General features: G+C 57.1%; 13 protein-coding genes, 1 pseudogene and 1 riboswitch. Of the genes and pseudogenes, 12 read left to right on the top strand and 2 right to left on the bottom strand.

Features of this window, described 5'->3' with window-relative positions:
* On the bottom strand, positions 1-473 hold a 473-nt coding region (gltA, locus tag HY788_23830), incomplete at its 3' end, for a citrate (Si)-synthase (GenBank protein ID MBI4777173.1).
* Positions 474-914: 441 nt separating this feature from the next.
* Positions 915-990: riboswitch (cyclic di-GMP riboswitch) on the top strand.
* A 69-nt stretch (positions 991-1059) separates the two neighbouring features.
* On the opposite strand from gltA, the gene HY788_23825 reads away from it, so the two are divergent.
* The 6 genes from HY788_23825 (at position 1060) to ade (ending at position 10571) form a co-directional block, all read left to right on the top strand.
* Entirely contained in the window at positions 1060-1740 is a 681-nt protein-coding gene (locus tag HY788_23825) for a hypothetical protein (GenBank protein ID MBI4777172.1), read from the top strand.
* Between the two features lie 226 nt (positions 1741-1966).
* Complete coding sequence (locus tag HY788_23820; GenBank protein MBI4777171.1) at positions 1967-3103, top strand: methyltransferase; 1137 nt, start codon at positions 1967-1969, stop codon at positions 3101-3103.
* A gap of 624 nt (positions 3104-3727) precedes the next feature.
* Entirely contained in the window at positions 3728-5194 is a 1467-nt protein-coding gene (pyk, locus tag HY788_23815; protein MBI4777170.1) for a pyruvate kinase, read from the top strand.
* Complete coding sequence (locus tag HY788_23810; GenBank protein ID MBI4777169.1) at positions 5191-7065, top strand: hypothetical protein; 1875 nt, start codon at positions 5191-5193, stop codon at positions 7063-7065. Before pyk ends, HY788_23810 begins: the two co-directional genes overlap by 4 nt.
* A 197-nt stretch (positions 7066-7262) precedes the next feature.
* The gene (locus tag HY788_23805) at positions 7263-8816 is read left to right on the top strand and encodes an AAA family ATPase (GenBank protein ID MBI4777168.1); all 1554 of its coding nucleotides are present in this window, start codon (positions 7263-7265) and stop codon (positions 8814-8816) included.
* A 27-nt stretch (positions 8817-8843) separates the two neighbouring features.
* On the top strand, positions 8844-10571 hold the full coding sequence (gene ade / locus HY788_23800) for an adenine deaminase (protein MBI4777167.1): 1728 nt from the start codon (positions 8844-8846) through the stop codon (positions 10569-10571).
* 747 nt (positions 10572-11318) lie between these two features.
* Here ade and HY788_23795 read toward each other — a convergent pair.
* Positions 11319-11396 (bottom strand): annotated as a pseudogene (locus tag HY788_23795) (SEC-C domain-containing protein).
* 377 nt (positions 11397-11773) lie between these two features.
* Between HY788_23795 and HY788_23790 the strand changes: the two are divergent.
* The 6 genes from HY788_23790 to HY788_23765 all read left to right on the top strand — a co-directional run bounded on the left by HY788_23790 (position 11774) and on the right by HY788_23765 (position 18792).
* Entirely contained in the window at positions 11774-12622 is an 849-nt protein-coding gene (locus tag HY788_23790) for an NAD(+)/NADH kinase (protein ID MBI4777166.1), read from the top strand.
* On the top strand, positions 12619-14961 hold the full coding sequence (locus HY788_23785; GenBank protein ID MBI4777165.1) for a beta-propeller fold lactonase family protein: 2343 nt from the start codon (positions 12619-12621) through the stop codon (positions 14959-14961). Before HY788_23790 ends, HY788_23785 begins: the two co-directional genes overlap by 4 nt.
* Positions 14962-15045: 84 nt before the next feature.
* Positions 15046-16254, top strand: coding sequence for a hypothetical protein (locus HY788_23780; protein MBI4777164.1), 1209 nt, complete (start codon positions 15046-15048; stop codon positions 16252-16254).
* Positions 16255-16267: 13 nt separating this feature from the next.
* A complete protein-coding gene (locus HY788_23775) occupies positions 16268-16663 on the top strand; it encodes a YjbQ family protein (protein MBI4777163.1) in 396 nt (131 codons plus the stop codon).
* Between the two features lie 74 nt (positions 16664-16737).
* On the top strand, positions 16738-17184 hold the full coding sequence (locus tag HY788_23770; protein ID MBI4777162.1) for an Lrp/AsnC family transcriptional regulator: 447 nt from the start codon (positions 16738-16740) through the stop codon (positions 17182-17184).
* A 117-nt stretch (positions 17185-17301) separates the two neighbouring features.
* Complete coding sequence (locus tag HY788_23765) at positions 17302-18792, top strand: hypothetical protein (protein ID MBI4777161.1); 1491 nt, start codon at positions 17302-17304, stop codon at positions 18790-18792.
* Positions 18793-19028 lie beyond the last annotated feature (236 nt).

Raw genomic sequence — 19028 nt, 5'->3', positions numbered from 1 at the left:
TTGATCTGTTCCTCCTCGGTAATGCCCTCCAATTCCGGATAAAAGCTTCGAAGCGCATTGACCATGGAGGACAATATTCCCATGGGGTGCGCCCTGCGCGGGTAGTTCTGAAAAAAGATCCGCATGTCCTCGTGTACCAGAGAGTGGTCGTTGAGGAGGACACGAAAACTGTTTAACTCGGCCAGGGCGGGCAATCTCCCGTTGATGAGCAGGTAAGCTGTTTCCACAAAGGTGGAGTGTTCGGCCAATTCCTCGACCGGAATCCCCCTGTACTGAAGAACGCCTTTTTCGCCGTCCACATGGGATATGGCGCTTATGCAGCTCGCGGTGTTGGCAAAACCTGGGTCGATGGTGATGTGTCCGGTCAGTTGTCTCAACTTGGAAATATCGATGGCCTTCGCGCCCACGGAATCTATGATGACGGGCAATTCGTACGTTTTTCCATCTAAAGTCAGTTTTGCGGTTTCTTCCATCACTGTCACCTCACTATTCTCGATACTCGAAAGTTGCTGTTTTCGGATGAACGGACGCCGCGGACGATGCCCTGGACACGAAGGGGAATGCCTGCCCGGCATGCAGGTTAGACCGGGGATCAATACTCTGCGTGAGCGTTTCGCTTTTTTCGGGGTCCTCCAGACCCGTTTCCCGAACATAAATTCATAGCGTAAAATTCCACTTTGTTCAAACATGCATTTGGAAGCGTCCCAAAACAGCGACGCAGGCGGTATGGCGGTATTATAGAAATGGGCGGGGTTTTCATAGCAGGTGGAATCGGGGACGGCTGATGAAGGAAACGAAGTGAGACCTTATGCGCTATTCGGGTTTCTGAGCGAATCGACGTATTTTTTTCTTGACTTTAAGGTGAGCGCTTGATACATTACTGACATGACGATTTGAGTATCAGAAAAGATGATGCCAGCAAAAGCCAAACCCATCGTGAGGTGGGGACGGAAAGCCACGGGTCTTGAGAAAGACAGCCGGGTCGCCTGGAAACGGGGACCCGGCTTTTTATTTTGGAGCCTAGTCAAAATGTCGAGTAGAAGGCGGAGGAAAGGGATTATGAGATCATTGGGAGTTCTTCTATTCTTGGCGGTGTGCCTGGCGGGCGCGCCCATGGTTCAGGCGGATACTTCTTGGACCTATCCCAACGAGCAGGAGGTTGCTGCCGCATACAACGCCATCTACGGCGCCTCGTATTCCGAAACTACCATGGAAGGCCTTTTAGGCGCCGGCCTGGATGGAACCGGGGGGCTCATAGGCGACCACAACATGGGCGCTTTCAGCGTATTCAACACGAACGACGTGGGCTCCATTCTCGTGATGGCCTACGACTCTTCAGCTACCGCGCCTTTCGGTGTTTGGCACGGAGCCGGTTTCAATACGTTTACGCCGCTTTACGATCCGGGCGCCTGGACTCCGGACACCCGAGGGTGGGTCAACGATCCGAACAATCCCGGTTCCTGGAGCCCCATTGACCTCACGGTCCTTCTCGGTTTTGGAACGGATTTCATGTTCGGACTGAGCAATGTCAAATTCTCCAGCGCCAATGCCTATGGCATCAACGGGTTGGGGGGGACGAACGATTTCTTTATCGCCTATAACGATCCTTTCGGAGGCGGAGACCAGGATTACAACGAGCCCCTGATCTATGCGAACGCCGTGCCTATCCCCGGCGCCGTTTGGCTCCTCGGAACGGGTCTCCTGAGTCTTCTGGGGTTCAGAAAGAAGTCCCAAGAGTAAATTCGACATCTCTTTCACCAAGGAAAGGCGGGCCGGATGCGGCGCTGCCTTTCTTTTTTCTGCATCGGAGGGATCTTGAGGAGGGGGCCTTGTCGCGTTTCTTCGAGGTAACTCTTCTTGACACCTTGATGTCGGCCATGAAATCGTTCATAAACAGTCCTAACCGGTAAATCGTCCGATCCGTCTTTCGAAAAGTAAACCATTCACGCTCGGAAAAGAGGATTCAATGGATCAATCCTATGATTTTTTCGTACCAACGGCTCGGGGATTGGAGCGGGTTCTCGAGACGGAACTGGACGGTCTCGGTCTGAAATCGATTCACCAAGGCGTGGGCGGCGTTTTCTTCCGGGGAACACTTCCGGATGCGTACAAAGCGAACCTGTGGCTGCGCACGGGAAACCGGGTGCTGCTGGTTCTGAAAGAATTTACGTGCAAGGATCCGGATGCCTTATATAAAACATGTCGCTCGATGCCGTGGGACCGGTATCTGCTCAAGGGACAAACCTTTGCCGTGGACGCGTCCACCTGGGACACGCCTCTTCTGAAGAACGCTCAATACGCGGCCCTCAAGGTGAAAGACGCTGTGGCGGACGCCTTGCGGTCCAAATGGGGGCACAGGCCCGACGTGGATCGCCATGACCCGGATCTGGGCGTCAGCCTGCACGTGGTTCAGGGCAAGGCGACCCTCAGCCTGGATACGACAGGAGACCGCCTTCATCGCCGTGGCTATGGTTCGGATCGGAAGAAGGCCCCTTTAAAGGAAACCCTGGCGGCCGGGCTCGTGCTGCTGTCGGGCTGGGACGGCCGGACTCCTCTGATCGATCCCATGTGCGGTACCGGCACAATTGTGATCGAGGCGGCCTTGTTCGCTGCGCATCGCGCGCCCGGTCTTTTGCATGAACGATTCGCTTTCGAGAAATGGAGGAATTTTCAGCAAAGCGCGTGGAAGGAACTGGTCCGGGAAGCGCAACAGACCGGCTCGGATGCCGTTTCGTGTCCCATTGTCGGTATGGACAAAGACTGGTCCGCCGTGCAATCGGCCCGCCGGAACGCCAAGAAGGCCGGAGTGGAGAACTACGTTCGTTTCCTTCGCCGCGATGTGCTGGATTTCGAGCCCGAAACCGGCCCAGGGCTTATCCTGACCAACCCTCCCTATGGTCACAGACTCGATCTGCCCGAAGATCCACAACTGTTCTACAAAAAGCTCGGCGATGTGTTGAAACACAAATGCAACGGCTGGACGGCCGAGATCTTCACCGGCGATCCCAACCTCGCCAAACAGATCGAGCTTCGCACCTCGCGAAGGATCATTCTGTACAACGGCCCCCCGGAGTGCCGGCTGCTCCGCTACGAAATGCATTGATATACGGACAGATCGGACAGCGTTTCCGGATTTCGGTTTCGGGAGACTATTCCCGAAATCGTAGGGAATAGTCTCCCGATTTGGAGGTCGGAGTGCCGGCGGATGCCTATCCATCCGGCGATCTCTGCGAAGGGGTGGTTCCTTTTTTAGAAGGAATCCGACGACGCTCTTATCCTGTTTAGTCATACATTTCAATTTGTTATATCTCAGCGATGGCGGTACGGCGGCCGCGCAATGCTTTGGTGTTGTTCCGGCGCTCCGACATGGCATACGACTTGCTCTAAGAAAGGTCAACGACGCACCTCAAGATGATACCATCGGGCAAAGAAGCAGGGCGGCGCCTCGCGGCCGGAGTAACATACCGCGAGGCGCTGTTGTTTTGGGGTGCTGCTTTCCTTTCTGAATTTCCTCTGAAGCCGGGTTCGGCTTGAAACCAATACGCAAATTTGTCAGAGTACGCACCTAACGGGCTCATGAAACCGCCGCTTTCCCTGAAAGCCCGGGCGCGGGGATAGAGGCCCGCCGGATGCGGATGACGAGGCGCTCCAGGCCGCGGATTCGTGGATCCGGCGACGGGCCGCGGGTCTTTTCTAACGGTTTTCCCCTCAATGTGATGGTCGGCATATGACAACATCCACAGTCTCACGGCCCGATGCAACGCAGGCCAAGATCATTGCCACTTTGGGACCGGCATCGGAGTCCGAGACGGTCATCGCGAACCTGATTCGGGCCGGAGCGGACGGATTCCGGTTCAATTTCAGTCATGGATCTCATGATTCCCACAAACGCATGTTTCTTGCCGCACGCAAGTGCGCCCAAGACCTGGGCAGGCCCATCGCACTGATTCAAGACTTACAGGGACCCAAGTTAAGAGTGGGCCGTCTGGAAAACGGAGAGGTGCGCCTGAAAAAGGATGACGTGGTATCGGTGTCCGGCAATTCCTTCGTAGGGAGTGGAGACCGATTTTCCGTGACGTATCCTGAGCTGACGCAAGATGTGAAGTCCGGAGACACCCTTCTCCTGGACGACGGAAAGCTGCGAATGGAGGTGCTCGAGGTGTCCGGCGAGTGGGTCCGGTGCCGGGTGATTGAAGGGGGCGTCCTGTTGGAACACAAGGGCGTCAGTTTACCCGGAATCGCCACCTCGTTATCGCCCCTCACGGAAAAAGACATCCAGGATCTGCGTTTCGGCATGGAATTGGGTTTCGACTTCGTAGCCCTGTCTTTCGTCCAATGCGCGGAGGACTTGATGCTGCTGCGGAAGGAAATGGAACGCCTGGGGCGGTCGACGCCCATCATCGCCAAACTCGAGCGTTCCTCCGTGCTCGACCATCTCGAAGAGGTCGTGGCTGCTTCCGACGTCATCATGGTGGCGCGCGGCGATCTGGGCATCGAAGTGAACATCGAACGGGTTCCGGTGTTGCAGAAAAAGATGATACGAACGGCGAACCTGCTCGGCGTACCCGTGATTACGGCCACTCAAATGCTCGAATCCATGATCGCTCACCATCTGCCCACCAGGGCGGAAGCGACGGATGTGGCCAATGCCGTATACGACGGCACGGACATGGTGATGCTGTCGGGCGAAACGAGCGTGGGAGAGGATCCCGTCAATGTGGTGGTCACCATGAAAAACATTGTGCGCCAGGCGGAAGCGTTCCCCAAAGCCTACAGTACGTTCAGCAGCTCGGTGACGAAAGAGGATAAGAGTGTGGCGGAGACCGTCTGCCGGCTCGCCGCCTTGACGGCGGAACACTCCCAAGTCCGCGCCGTGTGGGTATATACGCAGAGCGGCGACACGGCTCGAATCGTGTCCAAGTTCAAACCGGCGGTTCCCATTTACGGGTTTACGCCCAATGAACGGATGCTGAACCGCATGGCGGTTTTTTGGGGTGTCAGGCCCGTTTCCGCTCCGTTTTTCAATACGACCGACGCCTGCGTTCAATGGATGAACGATCGGGCTTTGGAGCGAGGATGGCACCAGCCCGGAGAACTCGTGGCCGTGGTCGTCGGTTCTCCCATTCCCAAGCAAAGTCCCACGAACCTGCTGAAGTTGCACGTGCTAACCCCAGTGGAGGAAACATCGCCATGACTCGAAGAGAAGACATGGAAACACGGCTTTCGGAACTGAGGGCCGACATCGAGCCGCGAGCACTCTCCTATAAGGATTCGCAAATCTCCCGGGAGACGCTGCCCGACGTTTTCGATCTGCCTGAAATGAAAGCGATCGGATCCCCGGAGGCTGCGCGTTCCGAGTTAAGTTCCATTTTCAAGTCCTACGACATTCGCGGTGTGGTGACGGCCTACCACGACGCCAAGACCGGAGACACTGTTCCCATGAATCTGACGGAAGCCGTTGCCCACCGCATCGGCCGGGCTCTGGCCTCCGTTGTTTTCGAGGACCTGCCGGGGGATACAAAGGGTCTTGTTCCGGGGGACCTGTTCGTTTTGGGGAGGGACAACGGACTGACTTCGCCGAGGATCGAGGCCGGACTGGCGAGAGGCCTTACGGAGGCCGGCGTCAACGTGATCATTGTGGGCGAGGGATGCAGCGGCGAGATCTACGGCACGATTCAGCGGCTGGGCGCGAAAGGCTGCATCATGGTGACCCGCTCCCACGTGGAAAAAGAATACAACGGCATGAAGATCGTGTTGGGTCGGGAGGCGTTGCACAGCCATTATATCGAACAGATCCGCGACGCCGTTTTCGAGGGGCGCGCGCGTAAGGCGGCGCAAAAGGCCGCGGTCATCGAGGGGGTCGGGCCGGAAACCCGAAGCATCTATATGGACGCTCTGGTAGACGAGTTCAAGGAGTCGCTAGGCCGGGGCGGGGCCCCTGTCGCCGTTAACTTCGGCGGAGGAACGGCCCGCCTTTACTCCGGCGCCATGGAAGAAATTCTTGGTCAGCGGCTGGTGAAAACGTTCCGAACGGAAAGCGACCCGGATGCCGTGGCCGGTCTCCCCGATCCCACACAACCCCGGTATCTCGAAACACAGATCGCCTGGTCCAAAGCGCATCCCGAGACGACCTTGTTCAGTTTCGATCTGGACGCGGACCGGGTGTCCGCCATGGTGGATGGGGAGCTGTTCCTGGGGGACACCATGGCCTTCCCCCTGGCCATGCATAAACTGGAGGTGGACCGGCCGGCTTTGACGGCTTTCGGAGAACGTACGGGACGTTTTTCGGACCGCGGACGGGCCGAGGAGATTGCGGGCACGGTTCTGGCGGATCCTCGTTGCACCAAACAGCTCTCCCAGCTCGTGCAAGGCCTGGGCGGCAAGGCGGTACAGCACCGCATCGGCCATTCCCACATCAAGGCGACCATGAACCGGATGATGGATTCCCTCAGCGGGGCCTGTGGATTCGAGTCGCCTAAGGAATTGGTGAGGGAAGCCCGCTACATTATGTGGCAGGCCGAGTATTCCCTCCATTTTTTCGGAACGGACGAGCACGGAGTGCCGGCCGACGATGCGCTGAGATTCATGTTGAAGTTCATCTCGGTGATGGACTATTACGGCAAGGTCTGGAGCGAGCCCGACCTGACCATCAAACGATTTCTGGCCCGTCTGCTCGAACGGAAACTGATCGGGAATTTCTTCCAGGCCCCCGAAATCCGGACCGTGTACGACAACGCGGACAAGGCCCGGGTCGTTTCGGATGTGGAGCGGGCCTTTCTGCCCTTGGTCCGGGAGAACCATTGGGAACTGGCCGGCATGGACGTGCTGGGCGACGGTTTCCGGGTGGACATGCCGGACGGTTTCCTGCTGTTTCGCTATTCGAACACCTCGCCCAAACTGACCATGCGGATCGAGGCCGGTGACAAACAGGGGTGGTTGAGGTATTTAAACCTGCTATTCAAACACTACAACGCATTGCGAAAGCCGGAGTACACGCTGGATTTGACGGAAAACGCGTTTCTGGTGGAACGCTTCGGCATCCAGGACCCGGACGCCATCCTGTAGCTCGGCGGCAAGCATTCAAGAGGAGGGAGGACTTCTCCGGAGGACTGAAGCCGGCCTCTCGATCCCGATTGCGACGCGGCCGGCGGCGCAACCCCCACAAAAGGTTTTGGAAAGGGTCGGGGGAAGCCTTTTTCAAAAGGTTTCCCCCGATGCCCTCTGAATGGATACACCCGGCGGAATCCGAGGAGGCGAGGGAAGTGAGCATCGAAATCGAGCGGGCTTTGCTAGATCCGAACGCGTACCCCCATGGTCCTGAAACCGTGGAAATGGCCGAAACGCACATTTCCTGGGTGTTTCTGGCGGGTGACTTTGTGTACAAAGTCAAGAAACCGGTCGACTTCGGCTTTCTGGATTTTACCGACCTTGCCAAACGGCGGCGGTTTTGCGAGGAGGAAGTGCGTTTGAACCGCCGTTTGGCCCCGGACCTCTACTTGGGCGTGGTGGGCATTACCAGGGAGAACGGCGAACTGAGAGTGGAAGGAACCGGGGATCCCATCGAATACGCCGTGAAGATGAAACGCATGCCCCGGGAACGGATGATGGACCGGCTCCTGGAGCAAGGAAAGGTGGATGAAACGACCATTCGGCGTATCTGCGAATTGCTGGTGGATTTTTACGACATGGCCGACACGGGAGGCGAAATCGACCGGTACGGCAAGATCGAATCCATCCGCTTCAACACGGACGAGAACTTCATGCAAACCGAGGAGTACGTGGGCGTGGCGCTTTCGGAACGCCGTTTTGACACGATTCGCGCGTTTGCGAATCGCTTTTACGAGGACACGGAGTTGTTCGAGTCCCGCATCCGGAAAAATCGGATCCGGGACTGTCATGGGGACCTGCATTCGGGAAACATCTGTATTCCCGGAGAAGTGATCATCTATGACTGTATCGAATTCAATGAACGGTTTCGCTACTCGGACGTAACGGCCGATATCGCTTTCCTGTCCATGGACCTGGATTTCAGAGGCCGACGCGATCTTTCGGAGCTGTTTGTCCATGAGTTCGCGCTGAAGTCCGGCGATTTGGAGAGCCTGCTTCTCATGGACTTCTACAAATGTTATCGCGCCTATGTGAGAGGCAAGATCCTCTGTTTTGCCTTCGATCAGGCCGAGAGTGGAATCGAGCGGCAGGCGCGGGCCCTCGAAACGGCGAAAAAGTATTTCGCGCTGGCGGAAAGTTACACGGGCGAGGCGCCGCCGCCGCGGGTCATCGTGATGTTCGGTCTGATCGCCACGGGCAAGACCACGTTGGCCGAGGCCCTGGGTGCTCGCCTGGGAGCGCCCGTCATCAGCTCGGACCCGGTGAGAAAGAATCTGGTGGGCCTGGCGCCGTCCAGCAGGCAATTCGAGGCTTTCGGTCAGGGCATCTACGACAGGGAAACCACGGACGCCCTGTATCGAAAGATGGTGCAGGATGCCGAAAAACTTCTGGCGCAGGGGCAGACCGTGATTTTGGACGCTTCGTTCCGGGATCCGGCCCACCGATCCCTGGTAATGGAATCGGCGAAGCGGCTGGGTGCGGAGACCACGTTCGTGCTGTGCGAGTGCGAAGAGGAGCTGATTCGCCGGCGGCTTTCGGAAAGGCTCTCGGATCCACACGCGGCTTCCGACGGCCGATGGGAGATTTACCAGCAGCAGAAAGCTCGATTTGAACAACCGTCGGATATTCTACCCGGCAACCTGATCAGGGTGGATTCCGGAGAAGATATTCAAGCCACCGTGGCATTACTGGAACGGTTATCGAGTTGAATCCGAATCATACGAAAGCGAGAATAGATGCCCGATGATCCCAAGATCAAGAAACTTCAGGAATCTCTTGCCGTAGCCCGGGGAGATGAACCGGCGGATCTCGCGGTCCGCAATGGGACGCTGGTCAACGTGTTCTCGGGAACCCTCGAACGTGCCGACGTGGCCGTGCATAACGGACGCGTGGCGGGCATCGGAGCGTATTCCGGTCGAATCGAAATCGATGCGGCGGGGAAGTTCGTGCTGCCGGGGTTTATAGAGGGACACATGCACATCGAGAGCAGTATGCTGGCGCCCCCGGAACTGGCTCGGGTGGCCGTGCCTCACGGAACCACTACCCTCGTTGCGGATCCTCACGAAATCACGAACGTGCTGGGAGCCGAAGGCGTGGAATACATGCTCGAATCGAGTCGCGGCCTTCCGATGGATTTCCTTTTCATGCTGCCGTCCTGTGTTCCCGCCACTCACATGGAAACCGCCGGCGCCGAGTTTCGAGTGGAAGACATGCTTCGATTCAAGGGCCGGCCGCGGATTCTGGGTCTGGCGGAAATGATGAATTTCCCCGGTGTGGTGGGCGGTATGGAAGAGGTCCTGGAGAAGCTTGCGGCCTTCGAGGATTGCGTTCGGGACGGCCATGCCCCGCTGCTGTCCGGGAGGAATCTCAACGCCTATCTGTTTGCCGGGGCCGGTTCGGACCACGAATGCACGCAACTCGAGGAGGCCCGTGAAAAGCTTTCAAAAGGTATGAGGGTCATGATTCGGCAGGGGACCCAGGCCCGGGACCTGGCAACGCTCGTCAAGTTGGTTACCCCCTCGAATTCCCGCCGCACCATGCTGGTTACGGACGATCGGCACCCTCACGAACTGATGGAATGGGGCCACGTGGACCATAACGTTCGACTGGCCGTCCGCGAAGGACTGGATCCCGTACTTGCCGTTCAGATGGCCACCATCAATCCGGCGGAATATTTCAGGCTGAGAGACCGGGGCGCCGTAGCGCCGGGGTTTGCCGCCGACCTGCTGATTGTGGACGATTTGAGGGAATTCCCCGTGGACACGGTGATCAAGAACGGGGAAGTTGTTTGCACCCGAGGACGACTCCAACGCGACCTGCCGAAGACCGAGCTGGGAAGGGCCGGTGACACGGTGCACGTCGGCGAGGTCACGGCCGATCGCTTCGGTATCGAGGCGAAGGGCGCAACGGCCCGAGTGATTCGAGTGATCGAAGGGCGGATTTTGACCGGAATGGAGCGTGTCGCCGTTAAGTCGAAAAACGGGGACGTCCTAGCGGACCCGGAATCGGATGTGGTGAAGCTGGCCGTGGTGGAACGGCACCGGAAAAGCGGCCGCATAGGCAAGGGGCTCGTCTCCGGTTTGGGTTTGAAGTCGGGAGCCCTGGCGTCCAGCGTGGCCCACGATTCCCATAACATCGTGGTTGCCGGAGTGGACGATCGGGCCATGGCGACGGCGGTTCGGGCGATACGGGAGATGGGCGGCGGATTGGCGGCGGCCTCGGAAGATCGTGTCCTGGCTACGGTTCCTCTGCCCGTGGCCGGGTTGATGTCACTAGAATCGGCGGCGGCGGTGGCGAAACAGCGGGCTTCACTGATTCAGGCCGTCCGAGTCCTCGGGTGCGCGTTGGAAGATCCCTTTATGGCGCTCTCGTTTTTGGCGTTGCCCGTGATTCCGGAACTCAAACTGACGGATCGCGGCCTGGTGGACGTGAACGCATTCAGCGTCGTGCCGCTGTTCGATTGACGGTTTGTCGGCTCCGGATTTTACTCGCTACTGATTCTCCGGATCATAAGCGGGCCGTATATGTCATTGGGCCGCCTTGTTTTGGGCTCCTATGTACCCGGCCCGGTCACGAATACGCTCGTCGATCTCTTCCTTATGCTCGCGCATAAACCGAAAGATCCGTTCCGAATGAACGAGAAGTCCGGCCCGATCCAACGTCCTGATCTGATCCGCGTCCAGTAGTCTGCTGTTTTCGTTCAGGTAGGAGATGATGGTGTCCTCGGCGTCCAGTTCCACCTGGAACCGGTCTTTCAGAAAATCCAGCCATTCCGCGAATTCCTTTGGGTGGTCCAGATGTTCGATGGGAATGCCCGTCTGCAAACTGATTTCCGACCCGCTTCCCGGGATGAACCGCGAACCCTTCAGATAGTCCAGTGCGTGGGCGATCTGATGAATCAAGGTGGAGTCGGTCACCTCTTTGGTCACAGCGATGTAAAGGTGATTCGGATCTTCCCGTTCGGTTTTCTTGGGATTGATCATGATGCCCGCACTTCCGGGGTCCTTGGGAAGATCCTTGCCTGCGACTCCGAGCGCGCAATAGGCCTGGAAATCGACAAACTTGACGCTCACGTCTTTTCCGGTCAGCTCGAGTATGTTCAAGGCGTCCAGCATTTCCTGTGTGCGGCCGTAACGAACTTCTTTGAGACCAGTAACCCGGAGGCCTGTGTCTTCGGGTAAAGTCTCGGCCCGCCGAAGGATCAGTTCCTCTTCCCGGCCCATGTGGCACTTCTTGAACTTCTTTCCGCTGCCGCAAGGGCAGGGGTCGTTTCTTCCGATCTGTTTCATGATTGATCCGTTTGCGTTGGAGTTTGCTATGTCAAGAGGGCCGAGCACGCCTCCGTTTCCGTGACGCTTAGCAGGCCGTTCAAAAACGCGATCTGCGGTCACGCCAACGGCGTGACGCTTCATCCCTCGTCACTGCGACCTACTCTATGTACGCCTTTCCTCGGGATTTGCGCGCCTTGCATCTCATCGTTCGTCAACGGGCTGTTAGGGCTCCGCTTAAGCCGGTCATCTCCCCTACCACATTTTCGAGGTGTTGGCAAACGAGGGTTTGGACGGATGGGTGAAGCCTCGGAAAGGGGGACGACAAGACGATCCCCCAACCTTGACTTGACTGCGGCCCTATACTATAGGGTGGTTTCATGAGTAACCTGCAGAAAATTCAGCAGATCGCCGTTGTCGTCAAGTGGAGCCAACCGGAGGCGATGAGCATGGGAGAGGCGCTTCGTGTGTGGCTGGAGGAGCGCGGGAAAAGGGTGTGCCTTTACGAGAACGCGGAACCGGGGGTGAACGGCTTCGCGGACGGAGCGAATTGTCTGCCGGAGGTGGATCTGGTGATTGTCCTGGGTGGGGACGGAACGCTGTTGAGCGTGGCTCGGAGACTCCATGGAGATGCTCCCATCATGGGAGTGAACCTGGGCGGGCTCGGATTTCTGACGGAGTTTTCGGCCACGGACCTCTATCCGGACATGGAACGGGTTCTAAACGGGGAAGCCGAAACGGAAGAGCGGTCCATGCTGAATGTGGCCGTTTTCCGAAACGGAGATCGGATCTCCGAGTGTGCGGTGCTGAACGACGCCGTCATCAACAAGGGGGCTCTCGCTCGCATGATTCGGCTGCATACGTATGTGAACGGCAGTTTTCTCAACTCCTTTCGATCCGATGGTCTCATTGTAAGCTCTCCGACGGGTTCCACGGCCTACAGCCTTTCCGCCGGGGGACCCATCCTGTATCCGACGTTGGAATGCATATCGCTCACACCGATTTGTCCTTTCATGCTGACCAACCGACCCATCATCCTTCCGGACAACGGAGTCATCGAGATACGGATCGGCAAGAAGGCAAACGACGTGACCTTGACGTACGACGGACAGGTGGGGTTCAAACTCGAGCCCGAGGACACGGTAAGGGCGAAAAAAGCGCGCAAGCGGGTGTTGCTGGTGAAATCGTTTCGGACCAACTATTTCCAAATCCTGCGCACGAGGTTGAAATGGGGAGAGGGGGGATGATGAGCAAGCAAGGCGCGCTGACAACCGGCATCGCTCTGGTTCTGATGGCCGTGACGTGGCTCTTCAATAGTACCGCTTCCGCGTTTCCCAATCGGGTCGTCGCTACGCTGACTGTTGGGAAAGGTCCATCCAGGATAGCTTTGGACGGGAGTGACAAGTTCGCTTATGTGACCAACAGGACGGACGGAACGGTCAGTCGCATCAACGTCTATACATTTCAAGCGAAGCCCGAAGCGTTGAAGGTGGGAACCGATCCCATCGGCGTGATCGTGCGAACGGACAACGCCCGGGTGTACGTTGCCAATTCCCTGGACAACACCATTTCCGTTGTGGATCCTACGAATTTCTCGGTTACCTCGAGTTTTGCCACCGCCGGTTTCCCTCAGGGCCTGGCCGTGAAACCTTCGGGCGGCGTGTTGTATGTCGCCACTCGCAACGACGGTCTCGTGAGGGCGTATAATTCGCTGGATAACAGCCTCCAGTTAACACTGGATTTGGGCGACGGCGTGGATCCCTTCAGCCTGGCGGTAACCCCGGACGGATTGCATGTGCTCGTAGTTTCCAGAGGGCTCGGCGTGGTGACGGTTCTCAAGGCGACGGACTTTTCCGTCGAGGGCTCCGTCGCCGTGGGAGCCGGGCCTCAAGGCATTGCGGTAGATCCGAACGGCAAGTTTGCGTACGTGGCAAATACTTTATCGGATTCGGTAAGTAAGATAGATATCGCCAACTTCACCCTCATAAATTCGGTAAACGTGGGTGGCGATCCTTCCGGAATCGTAGTGGCGTCGGACAACGATTTTGCATACGTTACCCAGCGGTCTGACAACAGTGTCGGGGTGATCAGGATATCCGATTTTTCGGTCGGGTCGACCGGCATTACGGTTGGAAGAAATCCGCAGGGACTGGCCCTGACGTCCGACGGCCGCTACCTGCTGGTGGTGAATGAAGATGACGGTACAGTGAATGTGCTTACGGATGCTCCGCATGTGAGTATCCGGAGCACGGAGCCTTCCGCCATTAACGATTCCGACAACCCGACGTCCACCATCACATGGCGTTCGGATCGCAGCGGCCCGTACCAGGTGGAGGTGGGAGGCGACGGCGTCAAGGGTTCGGGTGAAATCATCGATTCAGGGACGGCGCAAGCGGACCAGGACCGGCAGGTAGCCGTCACTGCTTCGGAGCTGACCCAGGGGGATGGGGCTTACTTTGTGTTCGTGTACGTGGATGAGACGGCGACGTCCACCACGGGCCGCATTGCGTCCGAGGTGATCCTCGATACCGTGGCCCCTTCGATCCCCGCCAACTTAAGAGTAGCCCTTGGCGATGAACTGCTTATCTTTCAATGGAATGCCGGCACGGATACCGGATCGGGCATTGGAGGGTATCGGCTGTCCTACGGTACGGAGTCGGGCCGGCTCGACCAATCGGTGGACACCGGCAATGTACTCCGTTACGAATTGACCGGACTGGTGAACGGCGCTACTTACTTTGCAACGGTTTCGGCCTTGGATAAGGCTACGAACGAGAGCGGTCCGAGCAATGAAGTGAGCGAAACGCCGGAGATCATTGTGGGCGCCATTCCTTCGGGCGGCGGGTGCTTCATCGATACGGCGTCGAGTGTCCGGCCATGCTGGTGGCCGGTGGTTCCGGCCGGACTGATTGCATTGCTGATTGGGCTTTGCGTTCGAGCGGGCAAGGGACGGATCGGACTTTGGGTTCTATTGATGCTGTGTTCCTGGAACGTGCAGGTGCACGCGGAGGATTACCGCAATGTCACCGGCATCATGCTGGGTCTGAAGGCCGGGTATTTCTTGCCGATGGACGGCATGGTCGAGGAGACGTACGATCAGGGGGGATTCGCCGGAGGTGTGACTATTACGTGGATCAACCGCTCGAATTTCGAGACCACGGTCGGCGTCGGACTCAAGGCATTGAACGCCGAGGCGCTGACGTCGTCCGGCCGAAGAACGGGCCAGGACTCGACTCTTCTCATTGTCCCCGTGGAGTTCACCATTCGCTACCGATTCGAATATGTCGAGGACCAACTATTCATACCGTACATCGACGCCGGCGTACAGGGTGACTATTACAATGAAGAAATTAAGGATTTGGGGGAAGAGAGCGGATTCACCGCCGGTTACCACGGGTCTCTAGGGGTTCGTATGTCTCTGAATGCCATTGCTCCCGATGATTCGGACGGTTTTTATCAAATTACCGGAGTGAAAGAGACGTTCCTGGTCATGCAAGGTCGCTACGAAGTCATCGACCGGTTTGGACAAGAGGATTTCGATCTCGGTGGGCTGATACTCACCATGGGAGTGGAGCTTCAGTTCTGATGAAATCTCAAGGCAGAGCGAAGGAAAGCTCCCTCTAATGGTCCTGGTTCCATTGAAACTTCAGAGCGCGTCAAGGTTGCATTTATGGGAAAAGCCAAGAAGAAACATAAGACCGAACATGCTCCTGTCCTAACCGCGGAAGAGACGGGGAAACTGGAGGTTTTGAAGGAGAAGTGGTCCATGACCCCGGATCCGGCGAACGACGATGCGGTTAACGAGGTTATCGAGGCCTGCCGTACTTCCGAGGCCCTATGCCGGCTTGTAATCTCGCTGGCGCAGGAAAATCCATCGTCCTTTTCGGTTCGCGTGCTGGCGGAACTCGAGACACTCCGCGACAATAAGGAGTTTCGGAAACAGGTAAGGCGTGCGCGGCATCACCTGAAACAATCAGGTCTCGACCGGCAAGCGGAGTTCGAAAAGCCGAAGGGTGGAATTTACCGGAAAGCGGAGAAAAGAGAGCCCAGCGCATATGTAAGTTCCATTGATCATTCGGGATCCCGCATTGCCATCCTGTCGGCGCCACGGGAAACGCTGGGAACCAGAACAGCCATCAGTATGTTCAATGAGACGGATGGCTTTGTCGAATTCAAAAGCCTGGAAATGAGTCAGAGCGAATTCAAAGGGTTTCTCAAACTCTTTGAAAAAGACACTGAGACAGAGGTCTATCCCACAAGTCCGGGACACGTTTGTATCCTTTTTCGGGAAGCAGTATCCGTGATGAGCGCTCGTGGCTCCACGCCTCCGCCCGGCTACGCCGAGTGGAGGGACTATGTGGAACACCAGTCACCCGTTGCGGCAACTCCCCTGATTTTTGAATACGTGTCCAAAGAGGACATCGAGTCAAACCCCGTACTTCTGAGGAGGTCGGACGAACTGATCAAGGACGACATGATTTTGCCTTGGGTTTTGGACCTGGACGAGGTGGAGCCTTATATTCAAAGAGTGCGGCAGGCCGAGGAAAGTATGATCGTTATGTCCGAGTCTCAGCAGCGGGTCCGGTTGGCCGGGATCTACGAGCAGGCTGTAAAAACGTTGTTTACACCCGAGCGGCGGGATCGCATGAAGCGGCGGCTGGAGGAAACGGCCTATCTGTTTTGGCGGAACGGAAAGGAGGATCTGGCGCGAATCGCTGCCGCGGCTTCGCTGGATGTAACGGGTGAGCACCGGCTCGTTCCGGAGAATCCGTTTCTTCTGAATCTGGTGGAGGCTTCCATCGGCTTGTGGCAACGGACGGAAGCCGAAGATGAAGACGAGTCCGGCGGGAAATCCGAGTCGCCTTTGATTCTTCTATGAAAACGGGGGGAAAATGATGATCGCCGTCAACGTAAAATCTTCCGCCCGAACGGAGATGATCGACATTACGGGAAGAATTCAGGGGGAGATCGACGGCGCCGGCTTTAAAGACGGTCTGTGCGTTTTGTATGCGCCCCACACCACCGCGGCCGTGACCGTAAACGAGGGGGCGGATCCGGCCGTCCAATCAGACATCCTCAAGGAACTCGATAAAATCATACCCCTTCAGGATGGGTATAGACATGCGGAAGGGAATTCCGCGGCCCATATCAAGACTTCTCTCATCGGACCGGAGCAGCTCATCATCGTCGAGGATGGAAAGCTTGTGTTGGGAACATGGCAGCGAGTATTTTTCTGCGAATTCGATGGACCACGAAACAGGATGCTATATATCAAGCTGATCGGATAGGAGCTGCAATCGTGTCGTTGAAACGAACGGACGGACGTCCGCAAGAAGGATCGGACAGTGATATTGTAAATCGCATGGACGAGACGGACCGGAAATTGATCAACCGAATGCAGTCGAGATTTCCCATCGATTCGAGGCCCTATGCGGTCATCGGCGACAAGTTGGGACTCTCGGAAAACGAGGTGATCGAGAGGGTTTCACGCCTGAAGAAAGTGGGCGTGATCCGCCGCATCGGGGCCAATCTGAATCCTCGCAAGATCGGGTTTACAAGTACGCTCTGCGCAGCTCACGTACCGGATGACCGGGTGGACGAATTCGTCGAGGAAGTGAACAGACATCCCGGAGTGACCCACAATTATGGCAGGAATCACCACTACAACATCTGGTTTACGTTTATCGCTCCGTCTTCGGAGCAGATCGAAGAACATCTGAAAAGCATCTCGGAGCATACTGGAATTACGGATATTCTGAATATGCCTGCCACCAAGGTATACAAAATCCGAGCCGAATTCCATGTCTGAGGCTCAGTGGAACAGACATCGAATGTTTTGCGTCCGACAGCCGTACGGGGGCACGTCGAATCGGAAGTTAGCGCTCAATCGGAAGAACCTCGAACTTCCACTTCATTTCGAAAACCCATGAAAGGCGTCATCCTTCCCGTTCGACCCACGGAAACCGGCGAACGGTTCATCCGGGCGGCAAACAGAGCATTGGCGGACAGCAGGGAAGTGTTCCGAGTCCTCGATGATCGGTGCGCCGACGTGCGCCGAGGCGACGTGTTCGTCCAAGGAGAGCACAGCGCATCCATGTGCGCGTCTCCAGGGGCGCAGGCTCGCGACGTCCCTGCTTCGATGTTGGCGCCGTTGAAACGGGGCCGAATCGCCGTGCTGTGGGACGAGTCCTTTTTCTGGGGGGTCCTGGCCGTCGCGGGTCTGAACCGGTTGGGTTTCGAGTACCAACTGATTTCCTGTTCCGATGTGCGCTACGAAGGACTTTGCGAATACGATCTCCTGGTCGTGCCGGGCGGATGGGCGGCGGAAAAGGCTCGGCGTCTGGGAAAGACGGGCAGGCATGCGGTGCGCGCCTTTGTGAGGGCGGGTGGGGCGTATCTTGGATTCTGCGGAGGCGCGGGCCTGTCTCTGGACGTAACCGGGGGACTGGGACTGCTTCCCGTGAAACGCAAGCCTTCGGAAGAGCGCGTGCCGAATTTCAGCGGATCTCTTATGGTACGGCCCGAATCCGAGGCTCACCCGGCATGGCTGGGCCTGAACGGCCCTCAACGCCTGTACGTTTGGTGGCCCTCCCAGTTCGAGATAGCAGACGAGAATGCGGTTCGAATTCTCGGTCGTTACACGGCTCCCTGTGACGATTTCTTTGTCTCCGACCTGAACGTTTTCGAAATCCTTCAAAACGGCGGCGACTGGATCGACTGGGAGCAACGCTACGGCGCGAATCTGGATCCGGCAAGGCTTGAAGGGGAGCCCGCAGTCCTAGAAGGTCGGTTCGGAGAGGGAACGGTCATCGCCTCTTACGCCCACCTTGAAACACCCGGAAGCGCGGCTGGGGCGGTGGCTTTGTTCAATTCGATACAGTACCTGTTGACCGGAACCCGTGCCGATGTTTGCCGGTCCGGGACGGCAGGTGAAAGAATGGCGTCCGTTTCTCCTTCGGAACGCCGTCGAATTCACACACTCGTGGAAAAGATGGTGGACCGGGCGGAGGCCTTACGCACGCTGGGAGTGCGAGTAGGGCTCTGGGAGCCGCGTAACGATTGGTTCCTGTTATGGCGGCGCGGAGTCAAAGGGTTTGCATTCAATGCGCTCTTTGGCCTGATAAACGAGTTGAACCGGCGCACTCTCGAAAGTGGACCCAGACTGCCCGGCGACGTTTCGGCAGACGAGTTCTTGGCGAAGCTCGGTGAAGCCGCGGGTCTTTCGGAACGCTTTTTTCTGGAAGCGTCGGGTGTTCTGACTGACATCCGCTTGACGATCTCGGAATTGCCCCGGAGGGATTCCCAGGAACTGTACCACCGGGTTTCCCGGATGGGGGGAGACAATGAAATTTACCGGCGCCTTCAGGAGTGTCTGGGGGACTTGCTGTACCACCTGTTGAGAGTCTCCGGGGAGTAGCATGCGGTCGGGCTGGTGCATTGGAGAGGGCCGAGGGCGCAGTGGCAGGGCTTTTTCGGAAGCTTGTGAAAAGAATCATTTTTTTATTGACTTCCTACTGACTGAAATGTATATATGATCGCCTGTCAATGAACGGAATTACCTGTTTGGACCATCGCTCTCTATGACACAGAAGGGACTTAGGCGCCAAGCCGCGGTCGACTGCACGATTGGTGAGATCACCAAACCCTTTACAT

This window comes from Deltaproteobacteria bacterium, assembly GCA_016208165.1.
In the GTDB taxonomy this organism is placed as follows: Bacteria; Desulfobacterota; Desulfarculia; order JACQYL01; family JACQYL01; genus JACQYL01.
The sequence above is the reverse complement of the archived record's forward strand: the minus strand, read 5'-3'. Positions and strand labels throughout refer to the sequence as shown.